Here is a 25,426-nt window from a genome sequence, read left to right on the forward strand (position 1 = left end):
TCTAGAAGTGTTCTGATTTTCCGGATGGATTATCAGTGCTAAACAATTGGATTAAATAAAATAAAAGAACCGAAACCTGTATCAAACAGATTTCAGTCTCTCGTATATGCTCTAAAATCTATAGTAAATGTGATAGATAACGTGAAAAGGCATCCTCAAAGTCTCTAACATCGTAACCTTTACCTCGCGCTTCGTTACCGCGTAGGTCACGCGTCCTCATATCTTTAGATGAAATTTTGAATCCACTCAATCGTTTAGCTATTTGCCGTAGGGTGATAGGTTTACCATGATTTAAAGTCGACCAGATCATCTCTGGGTCTCTACATAATCCTGCCAGCAAATTCTTACTCAAAAGTCTGTCTGTCCCATGTAGATTAAAAACGGTTTGAATATCAGCTAATAGCTGCTCATTTAAACTTGGTTCTTCACTTTCTAAACCCGATATTTCAATACAAGCTTTATAAGCCTGCTCTAGCCAGTCATCACCAAGTACTAGTGCAATTTTTAGAAGTATTTCCCAGTTATCTTGTGCACGATCATTGATATGAGGAGGTAACACTGGCTTTGCTGCTTTTACCGCTAACATATTATCATCAGACCATCTTGCAAGCTGAGACTGGATAGTTTTAGTGACGTCTATAGGTAATTCACGAAGCCGTTTTTTTGACTCATTTTTCATTTTACGACGCAGAGTTAGAGATATTGATCGATCTATTAATGTGCCAGGGATTTTGCCAATACCTGAGATTGCTTTAGCACCATATGCATTAAACGCTACTGGCTTATTATCATCTCCAACACAGCGTAAAACCTTAGAATGCTCAAGACTGTGCCCTGCATTTAGTATGCCCCGCATTTCTTTATCATCATTAATGAAAGTATCAACTTCATCAATAAATAACGTTGGTGTATAAGCTTCAATGCAACGATACAAAGCTGATTTTGTGATATTAGATGTTGACAGCGACTTTTTGCTCAAAAGGCTCATTAATGTTAATAGCGTACTTTTACCGCAGCGTTTTTCTGGAGCATTGATCCAAGCTATCGGCAACACATCACTTGCTGGTACGAGCCATGTCATTAATATCCATAACGTAGCAGAAACTTTAACTGCATCAGTGCAAGCGATGTGATCCTCTAGTATCTGATATATTAGACTAACTATTAAAGCAATATCTAATACTGGTTCTGAGCTTGGCTTAGTATCAACGACTAAACTTTGAGTGTTTTCATCTAGCTCATTTTTTACATTCTTGACCAATTTATCAAATGCGTTTAATGTTACATTTAAAAACTTAGCAGTATCAATTCGTGCTAGCTGATAATCTAGCTCTGGTAATTTAGCTATATTGTTAATAATAGCTTTTGCTTCCTCTGAGCTAATTTTCGGCACATTTTGTGATAAAATATCTAATGATGGCTGGTCAATGTCATCTTTAGTACTCTTCGAAGGCTGAGCATCTGGCAGGATGCTCAGCTTTTTTATTGGGTCAACTGATTGCTCATCAATTGCCTCAGGAGGTGTAACCTTGTTGTTTTTACTCATGACTATGCCTCCTTATCATTAGAAAACGTAGAATGGCTCTCAATCCATTCTAGAACCTCAGAGTTTCGCCAGGCCACTACGGTTGGAGACAGTCTTATGCTGGCAGGAAACCTACCATCACGACTCCACTGGTGTAAAGTCGTTCTCGAAAATGGTAAAAAAGGAAGGATAGTTTTTGCTCGTGACATGCCCTGGATCGGTAGCGTACTAATTGACTCATTTTTTAGTGACGCGTTACAGTCATTATCGTTATATTGATCGGTCATTTTATTTCTCCATGTGTACTGCAGCGACATGCTGCGGTACGTATGGAATATAGTAAAATAAGATAAGAATGTCATCGCAATTTGCGATCACTAAATCGCAAGTTGCTAATGTTAGCGTTTATAACGCTCATTTGCATCAGCAAAAATGTCTTCAATATTTCTTTGACCAAGTTTCGGAATATTTTCATCTACAATATGTTGAATTAAACCAGATTGAGTTGGCTTACCTGTGCTTTTAGGGCTTTCACTTTTAAAATGATATGCAGAGATATCAGGATTTAGTAACAAATCTTTAAGAACTAATATTAATGAGTAGGCACTATCTTTGACATCATTTTTTGTCTGTTGAGACTGAGATTTATCAAGTTTTTTTCTAAGTATTTCTATTTCTTTGTTTTTTTGACTAATTATTCTGTTTGTATCAGATAAACTATTTCTCAATTTTGGAAGTTCATGACTACTTTCAATAACTGTTATAATGTACTGTAAGTCATTTTTTAAGAATATAAGTTCATAATCATCTTTATTAATAGGCGATAAGGTATAACCTAAAATATTTTTGATTTCATCATTATTGAGATCTTTATCACCAAAATCAGCCTCAATTTTTTCAGGTATAAACATTTTGGGTCCTAGACTGACCTCTAAATTGCCTCCTAGATATGTGACACTTAAAGGTAGCAATCTGAAGACCCCTTCAACTAGTATAGATACTCCGAGATTCTTTGTAGCTCGCTTAGCATTTAAACTGAATAAAAGTTTTTCAATAAAGCGCTTTGTGTTTCTCAGACTTGTACTTGAATCATAGTCATGAGGGTGGATTGTTTCTCCAATTTCCAGGTTGCACATTTGAGTGCTGATAGTGTGATATAAGCTATCTGTGATTTCTTTTATACTTTTTTCTGGAACATCTTCTGCCTCTGTTACAATATCGACTGGACCGCTATAGCTTATATATGGTGTTAGACGATCAGTGTGGATCAAACGTACAATACTTTCGTCTTTACTATATGAGCGGTCTTCTGTTTTGAGAAGTAATTCCCTTACTTCGTCTAAAGTATAAAATAACTCTTTATTATAATTCATATTTTTACCTGTATTTGTCATTTTAAAGACCTGAGGTTTTGTTGGGCATACAAACATTACACCCCTTATTTTAAAGAGCTTACATAATCCGCCCATTCATCCATCATCTTTTGACGGTAATCTAAATGCTGAGCGCCGTTATAGGCTTTACTAATTTTATTTTCTTGCTCATGGGCAAGTTGTAACTCAATGGCTTCATGCATAAAGCCTTGTTCATGAAGTATAGTGCTCGCCAGTCCTCGGAATCCATGTCCCGTCATTTTATATTTATAGCCCATTTGATATAAAGCGTTAATAAAAGCATTTTGGCTGTAAGGTTTGCGAGTTGAAGGGTTGTAGAATACATACTGCTCTGAAAAATTCAGCTCTTTAATTTGTTTTAATATATCTATGACCTGTGGTGCAAGAGGCACAATGTGAGGTCTATCCATCTTCATTTTGTCTGCAGGTATACGCCAAATTTTATCGTTCCAAGCTATCTCTGACCATTCCATGAACCTAAGCTCATTGGTACGTACGAATGTGTAGCATAGAAACCATAAGCCTAATTTGACTGTGATATGCCCAGTGTAGTCATTGATATCTTGTAAGAGTTTTGGCAACTCTTTCGAAGTAATGCGACTATGATTTTTAGTTTTATGCGGTTTAATGGCCGCTGATAAATCTGCTGCTGGGTTTGAGGTAGCCACACCTATACGAATAGCATGCTTAAATATCTGTCCTACTTCTGCCATTATGCGGCGAGCCATTTCATTAGCGCCGCGTGCCTCGATACTTTTACCAATCGTCAAAATATCAGGCGATGTAATGTCGTCGATTAGTTTATGACCGATAACTGGTTTAACGTCACGTGTGTAAGCTGAATAGTTGCGACTAAATGTACTTGGCGCTAAAAAGGTTTTACGGTCTGCATACCAAGTCTGTGCAATACTATCAAAAAGCCTCGAGCCATCTTGCTCAGCGCGCTTTTCTTTTTTCTTGTCTTTTGGGTTAATACCTTCACTAATAAGCTGCTTTATTTCTAGGTTACGCTGTCGTGCTTGTTGTAATGTGATTATTGGGTATTTACCTAAAGTGAGTGACTGCTGTTTACCTTGCCAGCGATAAGCGCTGACCCAAACCTTATTACCTGTATGTCTTACCCACAGCTGTAGACCATCACCGTCACTGTGCTTATCAGGCCGGCTGGGGGTGCATTTTTCGCTTGGAGCTAATTTATTGATAATAGTATGAGTTAATGGCATGTTGGTATATCTCCGTGTTGGTATAATCTATACCAACAAATATACCAATATTCTATATAGTTCGCCATATACCTATATATTCCGAAACTTCTAAAATCCCCATAAAAAAAGGCTTGCCGCATCGCTGCGAACAAGCCTGATTTAAAATATGGTGGGCCCAGTAGGACTTGAACCTACGACCAAAGGATTATGAGTCCTCTGCTCTAACCAACTGAGCTATGGGCCCTAACGTTAGACGCACAATGATACCTGATTTTTTGAATTTTTCAAGTAAAAGATAGCAAGTAACCAATAAATTTTTAATCGGTTTAAAAGCGGATTAAAAGCCACTACCAGCCAAAGTCAGGCTACGCCCCCCATCGATTGTGATAATTTCACCTGTGACATAATGCGCCTGTACCAAGTACAGTACACTATGAGCAATCTCCTCAGGTTTGCCGATTCTTTGCATAGGGATTGAATCGATAATATGGGTTTGTTGTACTTCATCCATGGCTTGGTCGCCATTGGGTTCGGGTAAGATATTGACGCCAGGTGCAACACCATTGACGCGTATGTCTGGTGCCAGCTCTAACGCTAGCGACTGAACCATCATTCGATGCGCAGCCTTTGCCATGTTATAGACCGTATAATTGTTAAACGGTCTATCATGCGCGTGAATATCCAATAAGCTCACAATACAGCCTTGCTGACGTTTGAGATAGGGCAGTAGTGCTTGACTCAAAAATAGGGGTGCCTTGGCATTGGTTAAGAAAAGCTCATTCCATTGCTCATGATTGATGTAGCCAATTGGGCTTGGGTAGAACCGTGACGCATTATGTACCAGTACATCTAGCTGTCCAAAGGCTTCTATGATATTTTTAACAAAATCCTCTAACGCTGCTCCATGATTGACTACTGCCAAATCCGCAACAATAACCACTGCGCTATTAGCACGGCTTTTATTAAGTTGGTCAGCTAAGCTATTAGCTTCTTTTTCGCTACGATGACAATGAATAATGACACGGTAGCCTTGAGTGTGCGCTGCTCTGATAATTGCCGCACCGATGCGCTTAGCGCTACCGGTTACCAGCATCACCGGAGGTTGGATGTCAGTATTCTTTGATAGCAGAGTGTTAGGTTCTTGGTTCATAGTGACAATATTGACAATGTTTTTTAAAATGTTTTTTAATAGGTGTCATGCGCTTGTAAGTGTTCAATTCTGCTTTGACGTAAGGCTGCCCCGATAGCTGGCCCTTTAAGATCTGGTGCAATATCTGTCATGCCGATTGCATGAAAGCTATTTAGTGCTAGCATCATCTGACGGTGCTGTGTTGCCAGCTGTAAGACGTGACTGCAGACAAGGAGCTGTGACAGCTTATCTGGCTCTTTATGAGCACCACAAGCTTGTATAAGGTCAATCTTTTTGGCAGCGCTCAGACTGTTTATCATGCTCAGCGTTTCGGCTTGCTGAGCGAATAGGATAGCAAACTGCGTATGCGCTTTGGGGACTTTAGCTTTATTACCGATATCATTGATATCTCTTAGCGCTTTTGATTGGTCATGCGTATGTTCATTATTAAATAGTGACGGGGTCAGGCTGACCATTAACAGTGCCCAACGCTGTGGCAAGTTTAGGCGCATTTGGCCTGCAAAATATAATGCTGTCTGAACCGTCTCTCGTATATGAGTGTCCTCCCAAGCATCATGCAATGGGGCAAAGTACTCTGTAAGCGCACCAATCTCAAACAATTGCTGCCAGTATACTTGCGGTGATAGTTGCATCGTTGCACGGCTCGACTCTTGCCAGATACGCTCCGCACTCAAATGAGCAAGCTCTCCTGAGTTGACCAGTTGACGCATTAGGGTCAAGGTGTCTTCCGCAATGGTAAAACCCAAATCATAATAACGCCCGTAAAATCGAGCCGTCCTCAGCACTCGTAATGGGTCTTCGCTAAAAGCGTCAGATACATGACGTAGCGTTTTGTTCTCTAAATCTTGTAATCCTCCGTAATAGTCAATGACATCGCCACTGACAGGGGTATCATCGGTGAGACTCACAACCTCGATAGCCATTGCATTGATAGTCAAATCACGACGTTGTAAATCGTCCTCTAAGCTCACATCAGGGCTGGCATGTACGCTAAAGCCTTTATATCCTGAGCCTTGCTTGCGCTCCGTGCGCGCAAGGGCATATTCTTCATGAGTGGTGGGGTGCAAAAACACAGGAAAGTCCGCACCTACTTGTTGAAACCCTGCATCAAGCATCTCTGAGACAGTTGCACCAACGACGACGAAGTCTTTATCTTTGACAGGTTGTTGTAATAGTTGATCTCGAACCGCACCACCCACAAGATAAATTTGCATAAAAGCCTCTTCTTATTGAACCGATATCAGCGGCCCAATCGCAATAAATCAAAAAACCGCCCATGCGTGAAGTGCATTGACCGGTTTTAGTATAGCAGAAGGGCTCTGTCAATGGATGACAGAGCCCTTCTTAATATAGTCAATCCTCTATAAATTGGCTACGGTGTCAGCCTCGCTCAGTCTACTATTTGTAGTACTGTCACTCGGCTTCCTTGTATCCAAGTTATATTGAACCGACTATAGTGCATTCATACTGTGTATGGTGAATGACTATTTTTCGTTTTCTAGGTCTTGAGCTTCCGTGACCGTAAGCGCAGTCATATTAACGATACCGCGAGCAGTCGCTGATGGCGTCAAGATATGCACTGGCTTATTCGTACCTAACAAGATAGGTCCAATAGACGCACTGCTGGTTGCCGTTTTAAGTAAATTAAAGGCAATATTTGAGGCGTCAAGCGTTGGCAAGATCAGCAAGTTCGCAGCGCCTTTTAGTGGGCTTGATGGCATATCGTTTAGGCGGATATGTTCATTCAGTGCGGCATCTCCTTGCATCTCGCCTTCAAAATCAAAGTCGACATTCATGTCAGTTAGTAGCTCATGAACCTTGCGCATTTTGACCGCGCTGGCAAGATTTGAAGCGCCAAAGTTTGAATGAGAGACTAATGCAACACGTGGCGTGATACCAAAACGGCGGATTTGATCGGCAGCCAGAACGGTCATTTCAGCCAACTGTTCAGCGGTTGGATCTTCATGCACGTACGTATCAGCGATAAAGATGTTGCGATCTTGCATCAATACGGCATTCATCGAATAAAAATCATTGATGCCTTCTTTTTTGCCAATGACGCTTTCGACATACTTTAGGTGCATCTGGTAGTCACTAAAGGTACCACAAACCATACCGTCAGCATCACCGTTGTCAACCAATAAAGAACCAATCAACGTGGTTTTACGGCGAACATCACGACGAGCAAGCTCGATACTCACGCCGCGGCGCTTGTTTTTCTCGTAGTAGCCCTGCCAGTAGTCTTTGTAGCGAGGATCATCATCTTGGTTGACGATCGTGATGTTTTCGCCATCTTTTAGACGTAAGCCCAACTTATTGATGTGATCGTTGATGACTGCTGGACGACCAACCAAGATTGGCTGAGCCAAGCCTTCATCGACGACCACTTGTACGGCCAATAAGATATTATTGTCTTCGCCTTCACAGTATACGATACGCTTTGGCGCAGACTTAGCGCGTGCAAAGATAGGCTTCATAACAAACGCAGAGTTGTAGACAAACTCAGACAGACGCTGACGATATGCCTTCATGTCTTCGATTGGCAGTGTCGCTACGCCTGAGTCCATTGCCGCTTTGGCAACCGCAGAGGCAATCTCGATGATTAGGTTTGGCTCTAGTGGGCCAGGGATTAGGTAATCACGACCGAAGCTTTTCATCGTCTCGATGTTTCTGACGTTGGTCGTAGGGGTTGCTTCGACGTGTGCCATGGCAGCGATGGCTTTTACGCAAGCGACTTTCATCTCTTCGTTGACGGTTGTCGCACCAACGTCCAATGCACCGCGGAAGATGTATGGGAAGCATAGTGCGTTGTTTACTTGGTTTGGATAATCTGAGCGACCAGTTGCCATGATGACGTCTGGACGTACCGCATGTGCCAATTCTGGCATGATTTCAGGTGTTGGGTTGGCAAGTGCAAAGACAATAGGATCTTTTGCCATACGGCGAACCATATCTTCTGATAGTGTACCGGGCATTGATAGGCCTAGGAACATATCCACATCGTCCATCACTTCTTCGATAGAGGTAGCGGTTGTCTCACGAGCATAACGTTGTTTGGTTTCATCAAGGTTTTCACGACTAGTGCTGATAATGCCACGTGAATCTGAAACAATAATGTTGTTTTTATTAACACCAAGCGCGCAAATGATGTCTAGACAAGAGATGGCGGCTGCGCCCGCGCCTGAACAGACAACTTTAATTTCTTCGATTTTTTTGCCAGTAATCAACAAAGCGTTTAGCATCGCTGCGGCAACAATGATTGAGGTGCCATGTTGATCATCATGGAACACAGGAATGTTCATACGCTCACGTAATACGCGCTCAATTTTGAAACATTCTGGTGCTTTGATATCTTCTAAGTTGATACCACCAAAGGTAGGCTCAAGAGAAGCAACAGCTTCGNCATCTAGACAAGAGATGGCGGCTGCGCCCGCGCCTGAACAGACAACTTTAATTTCTTCGATTTTTTTGCCAGTAATCAACAAAGCGTTTAGCATCGCTGCGGCAACAATGATTGAGGTGCCATGTTGATCATCATGGAACACAGGAATGTTCATACGCTCACGTAATACGCGCTCAATTTTGAAACATTCTGGTGCTTTGATATCTTCTAAGTTGATACCACCAAAGGTAGGCTCAAGAGAAGCAACAGCTTCGATGAACTTATCTGGATCATCTTGATCAATTTCAATATCAAAAACGTCGATACCTGCGAACTTTTTGAATAGAACGCCTTTACCTTCCATCACTGGTTTTGATGCCAATGGACCGATATTACCCAGACCTAGTACGGCAGTACCGTTAGTGATGACACCAACTAAGTTGTTACGTGCCGTATATTTAGAAGCGAGCTTTGGGTCTTTTTGAATCTCAAGACACGGTACAGCCACACCTGGAGAGTAGGCGAGTGCCAGATCGCGTTGGTTAGCCAGCTGCTTAGTTGGAGTTACTGAGATTTTACCTGGGCGTGGAAATTCATGGTAATGTAAGGCAGCTTGTTCAAACTGCTCTTTTTCTGTACTGAGGTTATCCGTATTCGAAGTGGTATCGTCATTCATAATAATTGCCATGGTTGGAATAAATTGGAATAAATTAAATGGTGATAAAAAACGTCTAACCCTCAGAAATAATTGAATGATTATAATCATCAGCAAAGGGTTTTGAACGTTAAATGACTAACGACCATCGGAATCATGGTCGTTGATCAAAAATCAGGTCAGAAAAGCAATCTAGCAAAAATAGTCATTCTACCATTATTGGCAATTCGCTGCCTAGTCGACCGTATGGAAGCGTGCGAATAATATAATAAAATGATATTCGTTATTTATCTGGTTGATAATGCCAAAAAACACCGACCAATATCAACCTTAATTTGATAATACTTCAAAATATTACAGTATACATCCATATTAAGATGAGCAGCTAATAGGCATTTGCGGTACGTTTGGCGCCGGTGTACTCGTATCGAGATCAGTCGCGATATCTTGGACGTGATAAGGATTAGCTAGCAGGCGATAGACACGATCGACTTCTTCAAACTGACCTTGCTCTGCGGCAGTAATGGCACGCTGCGCCATACTATTACGCAAAACGTACACAGGGTTATTGGTCTGCATATCATTGATTGCTTGCTCAGTTGATGATTGCTCAACCTGTGCCAGATAACGTATAGACCAATCTTGCCACACTTGCTGTGCATCACTGCTTAATTCAGTAGTCATGGTAGTCAGTAATTTTTGCTCATATGGGTGATCGTTCGGCGCGACCAAACCGAGGAGCGCACGGAAACTATTGGTATAATCGAGCAAGTTGTCTTCTAACAACGTTAACCATTCAAAAGCCAAGCTCAGGCTGTCGCTTTGGTGTGGTAGTCCAAGCTTGCGGCATAGACCTTGCTGATAATGCTGCATAAAGGTTGCTTCGTAAGGTGCCAAGCACTCAGAGAGCGTCTCACGGCTAATACCTTGCAGGCGCATAAAATGCGGCAGCCAAACGTTCAGATTCCAATGACCGATAGCAGGCTGGTTTTGGTAGGCGTAGCGACCCGTATGGTCTGAGTGATTATTAATCCATGCAGGATTGAAGCGCTCCATAAAGCCAAACGGCCCAAAGTCCAAAGTACTGCCTGTGATAGATAAGTTATCTGTGTTCATCACACCGTGAGCAAAGCCAATCAGTTGCCAATCAGCAATCATCCGAGCAGTGCGCTCAACGACTGAAGTCAAAAAAGCTGCTATGGGCGCATCGCTATCGCGGCACTCTGGATAATAAGTATCAATCATATAGTCGGTAAACTCACCGAGTAAGTCAGGTGCAAAGCTGGCAATCCATTCAACATGACCAAGGCGAATATGGCTATCAGCGACACGCATCAATGCCGCACCCGCTTCGATACGCTCACGGCGCACTCTCGTATCAGAGACAACAAACCCCAAAGCATTAGAAGAGGAGATACCAAGCTGCGTCAATGCGTGACCGCATAAGTACTCTCGAATCGTACTACGTAAGACCGCACGTCCGTCACCCATGCGTGAGTAGGGCGTCAGGCCAGCCCCTTTGAGGTGCAAGTCTTGTAATTGTCCGTTGCTATCGAGCACTTGCGCCATCAGCAAACCGCGTCCGTCACCCAGTTGCCCAGCCCATTGTCCGAACTGATGACCTGCATATGCCATTGCCAATGGTTTAAAGTCAGATGGCACATATTGGCCACCCAATATCTCAACCCAATTGGTCATCAGATCTTCATTGTCTGCCCAACCTAATTGCTGTGCGACTTGGGTATTGAAGTGTCCAGCACGTGGAGTGTCCAGTGGCGTGGGCGGCTGCTCATGATAAAGGCGCGTGTCGAGATTGACATAAGTATTTTGATAACGCATACAGGCCGTTTCCATTAAAATATAAAAGTGAGAATGTCACTATAACATAGCACTCATATGGCATCGTTGCACTCTGTCCATCTCTTGTAATATCCAGCCAAAAAATAAAACTAGCTACTTTGGGTGAGCTGAGTTTAGTGGATTATAGTCGAACCACTATTAAAGTGTTACAGCGTTAGACTCGTTTAGCCTACTACTGTAGTACTTGCACTCGTCTGCCTTGTACCACTTTTAGTATTGATTGACTATAGTTGGTTACTGTCTCTAGGTTGGAGGTTGCAACGATTGAGCCTATATATTTCATCATTTACTACGAGGATAAGATTATTAAAAGTAGAGGTAGTGACATAAACCATAAATTATAAATTATAAACAAAAAAATCCCCCTATCTAGGGCAGATAGAGGGAAGGAGAAACCTGACAATTACGATAGCTTATAAAAACCAGTTAGGCGGCTTTTTTGCTGATACTAATAGAGCGAAAAGCATTTTTCAAGTTATTGTTATGCTCAAGAATTTTTTGCTCAATCTTAGCATAATCATGCTTCAATTTATCATCAGCCTCGTGCAAGCGATCAGCGAACTCTGTCTTTTTAAGTTCAATTGTTTTTGCTTTTAGCGCTTGCCACTCTTCAACTGTCTGCGTAAAGGCATCATATTCAAACTTAATGCGATCTTGGAAGCTCTTCATCGCATGAGTTAAGTCAATACCGCCACCAGTCGCGGTATCGATTTTCTGCTGAGCTGCTTTAAATTGCATTTGAACTTCGGCATGCTTGATGGTCGTATCATCGACCGTGCGCAGATCAGAGGTCAACCCAAGTTTTGATAAGCCAGCAATCAACCATTTGGTTGGATCATACTGCCACCATTTTACGCCATTACGATAGTCGTACTGGAAGAAGTGATGGTAGTTGTGATAACCCTCACCCCATGTAAATATCGCTAAAATGAAGTTATCACGAGCAGTATTGGTATCGGTATAAGGACGGCTACCAAACATATGACACAATGAGTTAATGAAGAAAGTAAAGTGATGCGTCAATACCAAGCGCAGCAAACCTGCCAACACAAGCGTGCCCCAAACATCACCCAACAACCAACCAACAGCCGCGACCAAACCAACGTTGGTGGCTAGTACCCATAGGCCATAATATTTATGCTGTATCTGTAGGACTTTGTCTTTGGTCAAGTCAGGAATGTTTTTGTAGTCAAAGTTGCCGCTAGGATAGTTACGTAGCATCCAGCCGATATGGCTGAACCAGAACCCACGTTTTGCTGAGTACGGATCGTCCATTACATCATCGACATGACGATGATGAACACGGTGACCTGAAACCCAGTCAAATGCAGACCCTTGTACCGCTAGGGTAGCTCCTAGCAATAAAAAGTTTTTGACGATTGGATGCGCTTTGTAAGCACGGTGTGCCAACAGGCGATGATAACCAGCGGTGATACTAATGCCAGTCCATACCATAAAGGCACCAAATACACCCCAGACAGGAGCGCTTACATCATGAGTAAACAAATACCATGGTGTAATGATAGCAGCAGCAATCGGCGTCGTTACCAAAAAAGTCGCTGGAATCCAGTTGATTGGCGCTTTTGTAAATTCAAACTCACGCATATCAATGCTTTGCTCTTTTGTCAGAACATCCGTTTGCTCAGAAGCGTTAGCGTAGTTGCGTTTTGCCGTAGGCTGCTCGTCAAGAGCCATTTGCGCTTTCTTTTCATCAAAACGAGTCTTGAAACGCGTGACTTGAGTGCTGGCGTTCTTTACAAAGGTATCGCCAGATTTGATAGCGAAACGTAAGCCTTTAAGCGGTAAGCCAAGTGCTTTTTTTGCAATCATATAATATCCCTAACGGTATTAATTTAAGTCCCCATAGTACCTGAAAAATCATATAAAGTGAACACTTATACACTATAAAAATATTGCTAAATAACAATAACTTGTATGAATTATAGACTGTATGAGTCAAAAATGCCGATAACTTGTCAGGCATTAAGGGGAAGTGTAAGTAACGCTATAGATATGTAGGGACTGTAAGGGTGAAAAAAGAGATTTATCTAAAAGTGAAAAAATATAGATAGACAGTTCAAGGTAATAATAAATGACGTGGAAAGTCAGTAATAATCACGTCGGTATTCCAGCTTATAAGCTGTTCAATCGTATGGACATCATTGACCGTCCAAGCGCTTACAGGCAACCCATAACGGTGACTGTGTTTGATAACGTCTTGGGTCAAAAGCGGATAATGAATACCTAACTGAATACAACCAAGCTGCAAAGCGGTGTTTGTCGCTTTTGCCAAGGCAGTTGGCGTGCGAATCAATAATCCTCGCGGTATGCGAGATAATAGTTTGTGGCGTTGCAACCGATTATGCAGCTCCACATCAAAGCTGGTCAGCACCACTGGTAAGCTGGCAAGCGGTGTATCGATAAGCTCTTGCGCCAGTGCATTGATCAATACTGCATAATTGGTTCGATTGTGTGTTTTAATCTCAAGCTCAATCACCCTAAATCCTCTCAGTACAGGCGCTATATTGGCTAAAGTCATGATTGGCTGCCCGAATTGTAAGCGGCACTGAATCTCTGTGAGCCCGAGCTGATCAATACGCGACTGTTGACCGCACATACGCTCCAAATCATCGTCATGGAACACAATCAAGTGACCATCGGCATTCAGTTGAATATCAAATTCAACCCCTGCCAAGCCTTGTGAGGTTAGATTTTGAGAATACTTAAAACCTGAAAAGGTATTCTCTAAACTCTCTCCGCGAGCGCCACGATGACCTAATAAACGCGTGTTTTTGAAATTTACCATATCACATGACTACTGACTGATTTTACGACTCATCATATATTGTCATGACATCAACGTCTAATAGAATTTATGGCGTGAACCAATATACTTTGCGTCTGATGTTTCTCTAGTATTTGTTATGTTTTTGCAACCAAACGCAGGTTTTACCCATAATGAGGGGCGCTATTTGTATATCCATGGGCTACACTAATGACCATTTCAACCAAACACCGTATAATGATGTGGTTTTCAAATCTATCACAGACCGTTAATGACACCATTGTTTTATAAGTCTGCCATGCAGTTTGAGTGTTAAATACTGTCTATCAGTGGCGGTAAGAACCAGTAAATTGGGAGTGAAGTAAATATGAGCGTAGCAAATATAAGTTTGAGCAAGTGGCATAAAGTGGCTGGAATCGGAATAGTATGTGGTTTGGCGCTTGCAGGCTGTGATCGCTCAGAGAAAGAAGATACTGCCGATACGGCAGAGATGACGGAACAAGAGCCAGTAGCGACCGAAAGTGCCGTCGCTCCTGCTATCAATTGTGATGACCCGATGGTACAAGACCGTCTCAAATCTGCTTTAAAAAATACACTCAACCAACAGGCACAAGCGTTGGCTGCTAATTATGCCAATGATGCCGAGATTAGTCTAGAAAGCGGCGTTGTCACTGAAAAAATCAATGGCGTGGTTATCGATGTACAAAACGCTGCCATACTACAAAAAGCCAATGACAATGGTATGACAACGTGCCAAGCAAGTGTCAGCATGACATTGCCAAGTGAAGACTTGTATCAAGCCAGTCAAGTGCAAGCGGCTAACAATCAGCCAAGCCTGCAATCTCGTTTGGCGCAAGACAATATCCGTATCAATAACAACATGCTCGTTGATGACGCCTTTACTTACGTTGTCGGTACTCAAGGCGGGCAAGTGCGCACGCGTATTGCTGGACAGCCAGCGTTGATTACTGTGGTTTCAGATGTGATGGCAGGCTCTGTGTTGAAATCTGCGATGGATGAGGAGCGTGCTGAGCGCCGTGCAGCAGCCCAAAGCAGAAACAATAATACTCAAGCAGCACCCGCTCGTCAGCAGCCTAGAACCATCACGCCAGTTGAGCCAATTCGTCCTACTGAACCTGCGACGCCGCCAACCATCAATAAACCGACCAGCAACCAAAACAGCTCGACAGAAAACAATCAAGCAGCGGCTACTACTGAGACCAAAAAACCAGTAACGCCAGCGACGCCAAAATCAGTGCCGAAAGATGAAACCATCGATATGGTCATCATTGAAGATGATAGCGCCACTTACTAATTTGCAATTTTATGAGTAGTTAGCAACTGGTAGTCGATAGATATTGCTAAGTAATAAAAACCCCGTAACATGAGTGCTGCGGGTTTTTTTATAATCGAAAAATCAACCTATAGTTAAGTCTAAATAAAAACGATACAGGATAATAAATTCATTTGATTAAACGCTATTTTTCTTGCTTACTGTGACTACGTCTCCAGAGGCTGCGAAAAATAGCGTTTAATCTTATTGTATCGATTTTATAGTGAACCGACTATAGTTCAGAGAATGCTAGCAAGATTAGGTTTAATTCACTAGCGATTGTCAGCGAAGTTTTGCAAGACTTGACTGTCCCATAGTACTTCAGAGACTTGTTCGGGATCTGTACAAAAGCGCGCAGCGACAAACAACCAATCAGATAAACGATTGATAAAGCTGATGGCAGTGCGGCGTATGGCTGCTGGGCGCTGCTCCTGCAATAACACAGCTTGGCGCTCAGCTCGGCGACACACACTACGTGCGACATGCAACTGGCTCACCAGTACAGAGCCTGTGGGTAAAATAAAGTCTTTTAGTGGTGGCAGCGTGGTATTCATCATATCGATTTGTTGCTCTAGCCACTCGATATGGGTGGCATTGACGCCCTCATATTCTGGCATGGCAAGCTCACCGCCGATATTGAACAATAGATGCTGAATAATAACTAAGGCTTGAGAAAAATCCTTACTAATCGATTGGCCTTTGTTTCTTTGTAGTTGAGCACGCACCAGTCCGATATGTGAGTTGAGCTCGTCGATATCACCCATGACACCGAACAGATTGTCAGCTTTACTGAGTCGACTGCCATCAGCCATACCCGTGCTGCCATCATCTCCAGTACGCGTGTATATTTTGCTTAATCGATTGCCCATCTTTATATCCTTAACGGTTTTTATGATTGAATGGTGGTAGTTGCCTGCTCATTGTAGTATTTTACGCCTGTTTTCGCTAAGATAATGGGTTACGTTAAAATTATAATCATATCATCGGTACGGCTTGCTTACTTGCTGCGGCTGATATTTTCAATTTATTTATTTTATTTATGCTAAAAGGCTCTTTTATTATGACCACACCACTTGCAGATGCGATGTCTCAACTTGCTATTTATGACTCACTGACTGGCGGCAAGCGTCCGTTTGAACCGCTCAAAGCAGGGAAGGTGGGTATGTATGTGTGTGGTATGACCGTCTATGACTATTGTCATATCGGGCACGCTCGAATGATGATTGGATTTGATATGGTGGTACGTTGGCTCACCCAATTGGGTTATGACGTCAATTACGTGCGTAATATCACTGATATCGATGACAAAATCATTGCGCGCGCCGCTGAAAATGGCGAAGAGATTGGGGCGTTGACCCAGCGCTTTATTACAGCGATGCACGAGGATTTTGCAGCCCTTGGCTGCTTGGCACCTGATGCTGAGCCGCGCGCGACTGATCATATCGATGATATGCAGCAAATGATTGAGACGCTGGTCACAGGTGACTATGCGTATGCAGGCGACAATGGCGATGTCTACTATGCTGTTGATAGTTTTGCGAATTATGGCAAATTGTCTAAGCGCAATCTTGATGAGATGCAGGCAGGTTCACGTGTCGATGTCGAAAACGATAAGCGCAACCCATTTGACTTTGTGCTTTGGAAAGCGGCGAAACCTGATGAGCCGCAATGGGCGTCACCTTGGGGGCAGGGGCGTCCGGGTTGGCATATTGAATGCTCGGCCATGTCGACCAAGTGCTTGGGCAATACCTTTGATATTCATGGCGGCGGTCACGACTTGCAGTTCCCGCATCATGAGAATGAAATTGCCCAGTCTGAGGCAGCGACGGGTTGCGAGTACGCGCGTAACTGGATGCACGTCGGGTTTATCAATGTTGACGGCGAAAAAATGTCCAAGTCGTTGGCTAATTTCTCAACCATTCGCGATGTTATAGCAAAATACTTGCCTGAAACGGTGCGTTTTTTCTTATTATCTAGCCATTATCGTAGCCAAGTTAATTTCTCTGATAGCGCATTAGATGAAGCCCATAATAGCCTAAGCAGACTGTATAATGCGTTAAAACTGGCTGAACAGCAAAAAGGGCAAACAATCGTAATCGATGACAACTTGACGAGCGAAGCTTATCGTACGGCTGCTGGACAAGATTTTATTAAAGCCATGAATGATGACTTCAATAGCTCAACAGCGATTAGTGTTTTATTTGGTCTGGCACGCGACATCAATAAAGCCATCAAAGCTGAAGAAGTCGAGACAGCATGGCAGTTGGCACAGCAATTAAAAGCACTGGCACAGGTGTTGAATATCTTACAACAACCTGTGCAGCAGTTTTTGCAAGCGGTGATTGGTGATAAAGCAGAAGATGGTTTGACTGATGCGGCTATTGACGGATTGATCGTCGAGCGTGCCGATGCCAAAACCAACAAAAACTTTGCGCGTGCTGATGAAATACGCGAGCGGCTAAAAGAGGCTGGTATTGAGCTTGAAGACAGCCGCGCTGGTACAACATGGCGCCGCGCATAGATATATAGACGCTGTGCATCAGATTACATACGCATGCTAATAAATTAAGTCAGCTCACGCTGGCTTTTTTTTGCAGAGTGCATTAGGTTAAAGCATACCGAATGCACTTTTTATATCCATTCCTTTTATATCCGTTCCTTTTGTAGACCAGTGGCTTTGAAAATATGAATACTCTTAAAAATAGTAATGCTGATGATCGTGGCATAGCAATGGATATTGACGGTGGTCACCGCCGCGATGTAGAGCGTAATAATATCCGCTACAATGCACTGCAGGTAGTTTTAGGGTTTCTTATTATAGCCATCAGCGCTATCTATATACCTGCCAGTGCAGCAAATGAGGAAGGCCGCTCACAAGTCGCTAGCAAACCTGACAATTTGGCTGAGTACGCTGTCCAACAAATAAATACAATCAAAGACGAAAATATTAGCGTCTCTGGTATTACCGAAGAGATATTTGATCCCACTGAGCGTAGCGCAGTACAGCAAGCAGGGACGTTGCAAGGTGATGTGGGACTGACAGGGGAGTATAGCGAGAATTACTACTTACTCAACAAGCTCAATGTCGGGTTACCACCATTAGCTGAGCCACCAAATTTGGCGACGCCGCTTGCGACTTTGGGGTTTTTTCAATCTGCGGTGATGAAGCAGCAGTATGATTTGGCCGCTTATGCACTCAATATGAATCTGATTGATGAGAAAAACCAGCGTACCCGTTCGCTTGATTTGACCAAGCAGCTTGATTTTTTACTATCTGAAAAAGAGCTATACGTATTTGATGATATGCCCGATCGTCCTGATGGTCTGATTGAACCACCATTGGGTAACGATAGTAGTGTCATGGGTATCCCTAGACGCTCTATCCAGCTGGGTTATATCGAGTACCGAGAACGTCGTGTTCCTGTTTACTTGGAGCGGGTAAGGGTAGGTGATCAGGCGCCAGTTTGGATGTTCTCTGCGCAGACAGTGGGTAATATTGAAAATCTTTATAAACAATATCATCCATCGGAGTTTGAGCGTTATCTACCTACTTGGTTAAAATTCCAGTTTTTTGGTATTGCCTTATGGGAGTTTTCAGCGCTCATCCTGTTTTTCTTATTTACCATGGGCGTAGGTTGGATACTAAGTAAAAGCACGGAAAAACTCATCAGCCGTTATGTTGATAATGAAAAATACAACATCTCTGCTGGCAGTGCCAATGGCGTGGCAGATTTGGCCAATAAGCTAACCGTGCCTTTGACCTTTACCATCAGTTTTTCGCTCGTTTTTACCTTAGTTTCTGGTGGTTTTCCTTATCTAGATGCAGTGGCTTCATCAACCCGTCCGCTGATTTGGACGGGGTTGGTATTTAGTGCGATGTGGCTAGGCATTCGTACTATTAATTTTTTTGCCAATCGTTACCAAGACATGCAGATTGAAAACCTAGGAGAAGAGCATTTTGATAAAGTGCGCCGTCGTCGCACTTATGTGTCGATATTCCGCCGCGTTTTCATTTTTGTCATGATATTGGGTAGTATCTGGATAGGACTGAGTGAGTTTGCCAACATGGAAGGTCTTGGCAAAACCTTACTGACTTCAGCTGGTATTGCTGGCGTGGTTATTGGTATCGCCGCTCAGCCTATATTGGGTAACATCATTGCTGGGGTGCAGGTGGCAGTGACGCAGCCTGTACGGATTGGCGATAGCGTGATAATGGATGGTAATTTCAGCACTGTGGAAGACTTGCGTTACACTTATGCGGTACTCAAAACATGGGATGAGCGTCGATTAATTGTGCCGATGCGCCAGTTGATCACTGAAAGGGTAGAGAACTGGTCACATACAGAAGTGCATCAAACCTGTCCTGTGTTTTTATACATTGATTATGGTGCAGATATAGAGGCCATTCGCCAGCAGTTTGTCTCAGTAACTAAAGATAATGAGCTTTGGGACAATGAAACTGAGCCCGAAATATTTGTTGTTAAAGTGACAGAAAACACCATTCAGCTGCGCGGTGCTGTTTCAGCAGTAGGTCCCATAGAAGCATGGACGCTTGCTTGCGAAGTGCGTGAGCAGATGCTTGGCTACTTGCATCAGCAGCAAAACAAGTATTTGCCGACAGAGCGTTTTACGTTAACAGAAAGTCTGTAACGTTCAAGGAGAGCTATTCGCTATAAAAAAGCGCCATTAAACATATAGTGCATGATTATCATCGACAAAGACGTATTTGTGTAAAATAATCTGATAAATATAGTATGTCAGAGAGGTGCTTATTTGTTATAATGTGGCGTTATTTTTATAGGATAACTGAGTGGTTAGCCATGAGTCAGCACTGTGTATGCAGTTGCAATGATTGATATGCCTAACTCTGAGCTCCTACCCATCAAAATAACCACCACTAGGGGTCTGTATGTTGCGAATTGTCGATGAAGCCTTAACCTTTGATGACGTTTTATTATTGCCAGCCTATTCTGAAGTTCTGCCAAAAACTGCCGATCTGTCTACCCGTTTGACCAAAAACATCACACTAAACCTTCCGCTGATCTCTGCGGCTATGGATACCGTCACTGAGTCTGAGATGGCCATTACCATGGCACAGCTTGGTGGTATGGGTATCTTGCACAAGAGCATGGACATCGAAAAGCAGGCCACACAAGTACGCCGCGTCAAAAAGTTTGAAGCGGGTACGGTTGTTGACCCAATCACCGTACATCCAGAGATGACGATTGGTGAATTGCTACGCTTGACGCAAGACAATAATATCTCAGGCGTACCTGTGGTCGAAAAGGGTACAGACAACGTAGTAGGTATCGTGACTCACAGAGATTGGCGTTTTGAGACCAACTTGTCATTGCCAGTTAGTCAGATCATGACACCAAAAGAGCAGTTGGTCACCGTACATGAAGGTGAGAGCAACGAGAATATCAAAAAATTGCTACATGAGCATCGCATCGAAAAAGTCATCGTTATCGACGACAACTTCCGCTTACGTGGTTTAATTACGGTCAATGATTTTGCCAAAGCCGAAAACAATCCAAATGCGTGTAAAGACGAGAAAGGTCGTCTGCGTGTTGGTGCAGCGGTTGGTACAGGTGCAGACACGCAAGCACGCGTCGAAGCATTAATCGCTGCTGATGTTGATGTGATCGTAGTGGATACGGCGCATGGTCACTCAAAAGGCGTAATTGAAAAAGTCTCTTGGATCAAGAAAAACTATCCGCATGTTCAAGTTATCGGTGGCAACATCGCAACAGGCGAAGCGGCACTTGCACTACGTGATGCTGGCGCTGATGCGGTAAAAGTCGGTATCGGCCCTGGGTCTATCTGTACCACGCGTATCATTGCCGGTATCGGTGTACCACAAATATCAGCTATTGATAATGTTGCTAGCGCATTAAAAGACAGCATCCCATTAATCGCTGATGGCGGTATCCGCTATTCAGGTGATATGGCAAAAGCGATTGCGGCTGGTGCATCGTGCATTATGGTAGGCTCACTAATGGCTGGTACGGAAGAGGCACCAGGTGAAGTTGAGCTGTTCCAAGGCCGTTATTACAAAGCTTACCGCGGTATGGGTAGTCTGGGTGCAATGTCTGGATCAAACGGCTCATCGGATCGTTATTTCCAAGATGCCAAAGATGGCGTAGAGAAGCTCGTACCAGAAGGTATTGAAGGCCGCGTTCCTTATAAAGGACCTGTCGCTGGTATTGTCAACCAATTGGTTGGTGGCTTACGCTCATCAATGGGCTATACAGGCTCTGCGACTATCGAAGATATGCGCACCAACCCACAGTTTATCAAAGTCACATCAGCAGGCATGAAAGAGTCGCATGTTCATGATGTACAGATCACGAAAGAAGCGCCGAACTACCGTGTAAACTAATCGGTATTTTATAGCTCTGCACTGTTTGAGAACTGGCCCAGTTGCAGAGCTGTAGTGACGTTAAGATACAAACAGCCAACAATGCTTTGTTATTGTTGGCTGTTTTTTTTGTAGAATATAAAAGCATATTATTACAATAGCAGTATTGCCTGCGTATACGCTTGGCCTTTTATTTTTAGACTTGAGGAATATAAATAATGAGTTACTTTGGCACTGATGGTATCCGTGGAAAATTTGGTGAATTGCCTATTACCCCTGACTTTATTTTAAAACTGGGTTATGCGACTGGACAGGTGCTCATAGAAGCCAACGAAAATTCTACGCGCAAACCAAGTGTGGTCATCGGCAAAGATACTCGTCTCTCAGGTTATGTCATTGAAGCTGCTCTGCAAGCAGGTTTTAACGGGGCTGGCGTCGATGTTTATATGCTTGGTCCATTACCGACGCCAGCGATTGCACATTTGACTCGCAGTTTTAATGCCGATGCAGGTGTGGTTATCTCAGCGTCACATAATCCTTATTATGATAACGGTATCAAGTTCTTCTCAGGTAGTGGCAAAAAAATCAGTGATGAGATGCAGAATGCCATCAACGAAAAACTAGCAGCGATTATAAATGACACGGATAGTAAAGAAGCAGCGATGCCGATTCTTGATCCAGCAAATTTGGGCAAAAACCGCCGAATTGACGATGCAAAAGGTCGATACATTGAATTTTGCAAAGGCAGCTTCCCATATCAGTATGATCTTAGCCATCTGACCGTCGTGGTTGATTGTGCCAATGGTGCAGGCTATAGCGTCGCACCTAGAGTCATGCGGGAGCTTGGTGCTAATGTTATCGCTATCAATAACACTCCAGACGGCATCAATATCAATGCTGAGTGTGGCTCTACCCATCCTGAAGGTCTGCAAAAAGCGGTGCTTGAGCATGAAGCAGATGTTGGTATCGCATTAGATGGTGACGGCGATCGCATTGTGATGGTTGATGAGACAGGTAAGCTGGTTGATGGTGACGGTATCTTATATGTGCTCGCGACCCAAGGACTCACCAAAGCGCAAGGCGTCGTTGGTACGCTTATGAGTAATATGGGATTAGAGTTAGCACTAAAGGCGGCTGACATTGATTTTACTCGTGCAAAAGTAGGCGACCGCTATGTCATGCAAGACTTGGAGGCCAATGGTTGGATACTAGGCGGTGAGCCATCTGGACATATTCTGTGCCTGGACAAAAGCCGTACAGGCGATGCGATCATAGCAGGGTTGCAAGTATTGGCTGTGATGCAAGCGCAAGGACGTGCACTGAGTGAGCTGGTCGAAGGGTTTGACGTACTACCACAGAAGCTGGTCAATGTACGCTTGTCTCAGATGCAAGACCCATACAAGCATGAAGAACTGGTCGCCGCTTTTGACAAAGCACAGACGACTTTAGAAGGTCGTGGTCGTCTTCTTATTCGCCAATCAGGTACAGAGCCTATGATTCGAGTCATGGTTGAGTCTGATGATGAGATAGAGTGTGATGTGATGGCAAATGATTTGGCTGATCATATCAAGTCGGTATTAGGCTAATAGTATTCAAAGCTTAATATTCAAAGCTTAGCACTCAAGATTACAATGTTGAGATGTCATAATTTTATAATAAGGAATGACCATGAGCATGGACTTTACCGACCAGCGCCTTTCATATGAAAAAGGCGCGCTTGATCAACAGTCAGTACCAGCGTCACCATTTGAGCTATTTAAGGTTTGGATGGATGAGGCAATAGCGCAAAAAGTGCAAGAACCTTATGCTATGAGTTTGGCAACTTGCGGTGCAGACAATAAGCCTAGCGTCCGTATCGTGTTACTGCGTGAAATTACGGATACAGGTATTATTTTTTATACCAATTATGACAGCGCGAAAGGACAGGACGTTGCAGCAAACCCCAATGCTGAAGCGCTGTTTTTTTGGCATGAGCTGGAGCGCCAAATTCGTATTAGTGGTCGTATTGCTAAAATTGACGCTGAAAAATCTGCTGCCTATTTTCAAAAACGTCCACATGATAGCCAAATAGGTGCTTGGGTCAGTCAACCGCAAAGTGGTGAAGTCACCAATCGTGAGGTGATGGAGCAAACGTTCGAGCAACTTCAGGCCAAATATCCAGAAAACACCACAGTGCCAACGCCAGCGTTTTGGGGTGGGTATGAGATTATGGTTGAAAAAATCGAGTTCTGGCAAGGTCGCGCCAACCGTATGCATGACCGCATCGTATATACGCAAGATGGTGATAGCCAAAGCGCTGAAAGCTGGACGACCAAGCGTCTACTACCATAGTGTTTGGCTGATTTTGAAATCCTAGCTCATTTAAAAGTATAAAAAAGCCACTCTATATCCAGTCTCTCGGGTATTTAGAGTGGCTTTTTTATATCAGTTATTTGCTTTATTTGGCTTTATTTGTCATTGGTATCGACATCCACAGAGACGGACATACCAGGACGCAAGCGTGCAAGCTCAGGTTGGTTCGGATCCAAGTCGATACGTACTGGGATGCGCTGCGCAATTTTTATATAGTTACCTGTCGCAGGATTGGCGGCACCTGCACTAAACTCACTGCCAGTGGCTGGTGAGATGTTGCTCACATGACCTGTGAATTTGGCACCGCCAAGCGCATCCACATGAATAGTAGCTGGTTCGCCGATTGCCATACTAGCTATTTGGGTTTCCTTAAAGTTTGCGATAATCCAAATGCCTTTTGGCACGATATACATGAGCTGGGTGCCCGCGCTAACGTACTGGCCTTCTTTGACACTGACTTGGCTCAGCTGACCGGACTCAGGTGCTGTGATGATCGTATTATCGAGATTGATTTGTGCTTGCTTCACACCTGCCTCAGCACTTTTGATATTTGCGTCCAGCGAGGGTTGGGTGCCACTGGTTTTGGCGCGGTTTTGTTGCGCGGCTTGTAAATTGGCTTCAGCCTGTTGCACGCTTGCCTGTGCTTGAGCCAGCTTTGCTTTGATATGAGCCACTTCTGCTTTTGATACCGCACCGATAGCATCTAAGCCCTGATAGCGATTGACGTCTTCACGAGCGCTCTCGACATTGATTTTGGCGCTATATAAGTCTGCTTTGCGTGCTTCGATTTGTGCTTGGCTAGATTGCGTGTCTTGAACATTGGTAGAGCGGCTGGTGATCGCCACTTCAGTATTGGCCTCTGCTTGTTCAAGTTGCTGTTGAAACGTTCGGTCGTCTATTTTTATCAGTAGATCGCCCGCTTTTACATCAGCAAAATCCTGCACCGCCACTTCGGTGACATAGCCGGAAACTTGCGGACTAATAATAGTGGTTTGACCTTTGACAAAGGCGTTATTGGTTTGTTGCACCGTAGGCGTAAATGGCGGCAGTTTCCAAGCATATAAAATCAAGGCCGCACCAATGACAATCAGCGCAATCAATAATCCCAAATTTAGATAGGATTTTTTCTTGGGAGACCAGCCAGCCGTATTTGAGATGGGCTCTTTTGGCGGCATAGGCGTTTCATTATCATCGTCTTGATTTTCTATAGAGCCTTCTACAGAGTTATCCTCACGCACGCTATCAGGCGTATCAGTAGCTGCTTGTATCTCGGATGTATCCGTTTTCTTTTGCGTAGCGCTTGTAGCGGTCTCTACTGGAGCCGTAGCAGACTCTGTACGTGTGTCTGTTGCTGGAGCTTCAGTTGACGTCTGAGGTATTTTATTAAGCTCATTTGGTTTTTCTTGGCTCATGACGTGATCCTA

17 protein-coding genes, 1 tRNA gene and 2 pseudogenes are annotated in these 25,426 nt (G+C 43.6%); 6 read left to right on the forward strand and 14 right to left on the reverse strand.

Annotated features, from left to right (window positions below; translation table 11 throughout):
* Window positions 1-118 precede the first annotated feature (118 nt).
* The 12 genes and pseudogenes from AC58CZ_RS03870 to AC58CZ_RS03925 all read right to left on the reverse strand — a co-directional run bounded on the left by AC58CZ_RS03870 (window position 119) and on the right by AC58CZ_RS03925 (window position 13,977).
* The gene (locus tag AC58CZ_RS03870; RefSeq protein ID WP_025650695.1) at window positions 119-1,546 is read right to left on the reverse strand and encodes a DUF3631 domain-containing protein; all 1,428 of its coding nucleotides are present in this window, start codon (window positions 1,544-1,546) and stop codon (window positions 119-121) included.
* A gap of 2 nt (window positions 1,547-1,548) precedes the next feature.
* Complete coding sequence (locus AC58CZ_RS03875) at window positions 1,549-1,887, reverse strand: helix-turn-helix transcriptional regulator (RefSeq protein WP_320157874.1); 339 nt, start codon at window positions 1,885-1,887, stop codon at window positions 1,549-1,551.
* A gap of 36 nt (window positions 1,888-1,923) precedes the next feature.
* On the reverse strand, window positions 1,924-2,919 hold the full coding sequence (locus AC58CZ_RS03880) for a hypothetical protein (RefSeq protein ID WP_143007416.1): 996 nt from the start codon (window positions 2,917-2,919) through the stop codon (window positions 1,924-1,926).
* A 44-nt stretch (window positions 2,920-2,963) separates the two neighbouring features.
* Window positions 2,964-4,142 (reverse strand): tyrosine-type recombinase/integrase, encoded by a 1,179-nt coding sequence (locus AC58CZ_RS03885; RefSeq protein ID WP_025650692.1) that lies wholly within the window; start codon window positions 4,140-4,142, stop codon window positions 2,964-2,966.
* A gap of 149 nt (window positions 4,143-4,291) precedes the next feature.
* Window positions 4,292-4,368 (reverse strand) — tRNA-Ile (locus AC58CZ_RS03890).
* Window positions 4,369-4,461: 93 nt separating this feature from the next.
* On the reverse strand, window positions 4,462-5,274 hold the full coding sequence (locus AC58CZ_RS03895) for a pteridine reductase (protein WP_083328827.1): 813 nt from the start codon (window positions 5,272-5,274) through the stop codon (window positions 4,462-4,464).
* Window positions 5,275-5,309: 35 nt separating this feature from the next.
* Window positions 5,310-6,488 (reverse strand): tRNA nucleotidyltransferase/poly(A) polymerase-related protein, encoded by a 1,179-nt coding sequence (locus AC58CZ_RS03900; protein ID WP_071001738.1) that lies wholly within the window; start codon window positions 6,486-6,488, stop codon window positions 5,310-5,312.
* Window positions 6,489-6,758: 270 nt separating this feature from the next.
* Window positions 6,759-8,675: pseudogene (locus tag AC58CZ_RS03905) on the reverse strand (NADP-dependent malic enzyme); the annotation flags it as partial.
* Between the two features lie 18 nt (window positions 8,676-8,693).
* A pseudogene (locus AC58CZ_RS03910) lies at window positions 8,694-9,344 on the reverse strand (NADP-dependent malic enzyme); the annotation flags it as partial.
* Between the two features lie 339 nt (window positions 9,345-9,683).
* Window positions 9,684-11,150: a protein adenylyltransferase SelO gene (locus tag AC58CZ_RS03915; RefSeq protein WP_071001736.1), complete on the reverse strand. Its 1,467-nt coding sequence runs from the start codon at window positions 11,148-11,150 to the stop codon at window positions 9,684-9,686.
* Window positions 11,151-11,597: 447 nt separating this feature from the next.
* Window positions 11,598-12,776, reverse strand: a complete 1,179-nt coding sequence (locus AC58CZ_RS03920; protein ID WP_197496770.1) for an acyl-CoA desaturase — start codon at window positions 12,774-12,776, stop codon at window positions 11,598-11,600.
* A gap of 472 nt (window positions 12,777-13,248) precedes the next feature.
* Entirely contained in the window at window positions 13,249-13,977 is a 729-nt protein-coding gene (locus AC58CZ_RS03925) for a glycerophosphodiester phosphodiesterase (protein ID WP_071001734.1), read from the reverse strand.
* Between the two features lie 346 nt (window positions 13,978-14,323).
* Here AC58CZ_RS03925 and AC58CZ_RS03930 point away from each other — a divergent pair, with 346 nt between their 5' ends.
* Window positions 14,324-15,271 carry a hypothetical protein gene (locus AC58CZ_RS03930; protein ID WP_071001733.1) on the forward strand — a complete coding sequence of 316 codons (948 nt, stop codon included), beginning with the start codon at window positions 14,324-14,326 and terminating at the stop codon, window positions 15,269-15,271.
* Between the two features lie 290 nt (window positions 15,272-15,561).
* On the opposite strand, the gene AC58CZ_RS03935 is transcribed toward AC58CZ_RS03930, so the two are convergent.
* Entirely contained in the window at window positions 15,562-16,158 is a 597-nt protein-coding gene (locus AC58CZ_RS03935; RefSeq protein WP_071001732.1) for a cob(I)yrinic acid a,c-diamide adenosyltransferase, read from the reverse strand.
* Between the two features lie 191 nt (window positions 16,159-16,349).
* Here AC58CZ_RS03935 and cysS point away from each other — a divergent pair, with 191 nt between their 5' ends.
* From cysS to pdxH, 5 genes are all read left to right on the forward strand, one after another.
* Window positions 16,350-17,810, forward strand: coding sequence for a cysteine--tRNA ligase (cysS, locus tag AC58CZ_RS03940; protein ID WP_071001731.1), 1,461 nt, complete (start codon window positions 16,350-16,352; stop codon window positions 17,808-17,810).
* Between the two features lie 164 nt (window positions 17,811-17,974).
* Window positions 17,975-19,939: a mechanosensitive ion channel family protein gene (locus tag AC58CZ_RS03945; protein ID WP_227517175.1), complete on the forward strand. Its 1,965-nt coding sequence runs from the start codon at window positions 17,975-17,977 to the stop codon at window positions 19,937-19,939.
* Window positions 19,940-20,198: 259 nt separating this feature from the next.
* Window positions 20,199-21,671 (forward strand): IMP dehydrogenase, encoded by a 1,473-nt coding sequence (gene guaB / locus AC58CZ_RS03950; protein WP_093069890.1) that lies wholly within the window; start codon window positions 20,199-20,201, stop codon window positions 21,669-21,671.
* Between the two features lie 197 nt (window positions 21,672-21,868).
* Complete coding sequence (gene glmM, locus AC58CZ_RS03955) at window positions 21,869-23,236, forward strand: phosphoglucosamine mutase (protein WP_071001729.1); 1,368 nt, start codon at window positions 21,869-21,871, stop codon at window positions 23,234-23,236.
* 88 nt (window positions 23,237-23,324) lie between these two features.
* Entirely contained in the window at window positions 23,325-23,981 is a 657-nt protein-coding gene (gene pdxH, locus AC58CZ_RS03960) for a pyridoxamine 5'-phosphate oxidase (protein ID WP_071003626.1), read from the forward strand.
* A gap of 116 nt (window positions 23,982-24,097) precedes the next feature.
* Here the strand turns inward: pdxH and AC58CZ_RS03965 are convergent, their stop codons facing one another.
* Window positions 24,098-25,414 carry an HlyD family secretion protein gene (locus AC58CZ_RS03965; RefSeq protein ID WP_083328825.1) on the reverse strand — a complete coding sequence of 439 codons (1,317 nt, stop codon included), beginning with the start codon at window positions 25,412-25,414 and terminating at the stop codon, window positions 24,098-24,100.
* Between the last annotated feature and the right edge of the window lie 12 nt (window positions 25,415-25,426).

It is taken from the genome of Psychrobacter sp. CR212 (assembly GCF_059693765.1).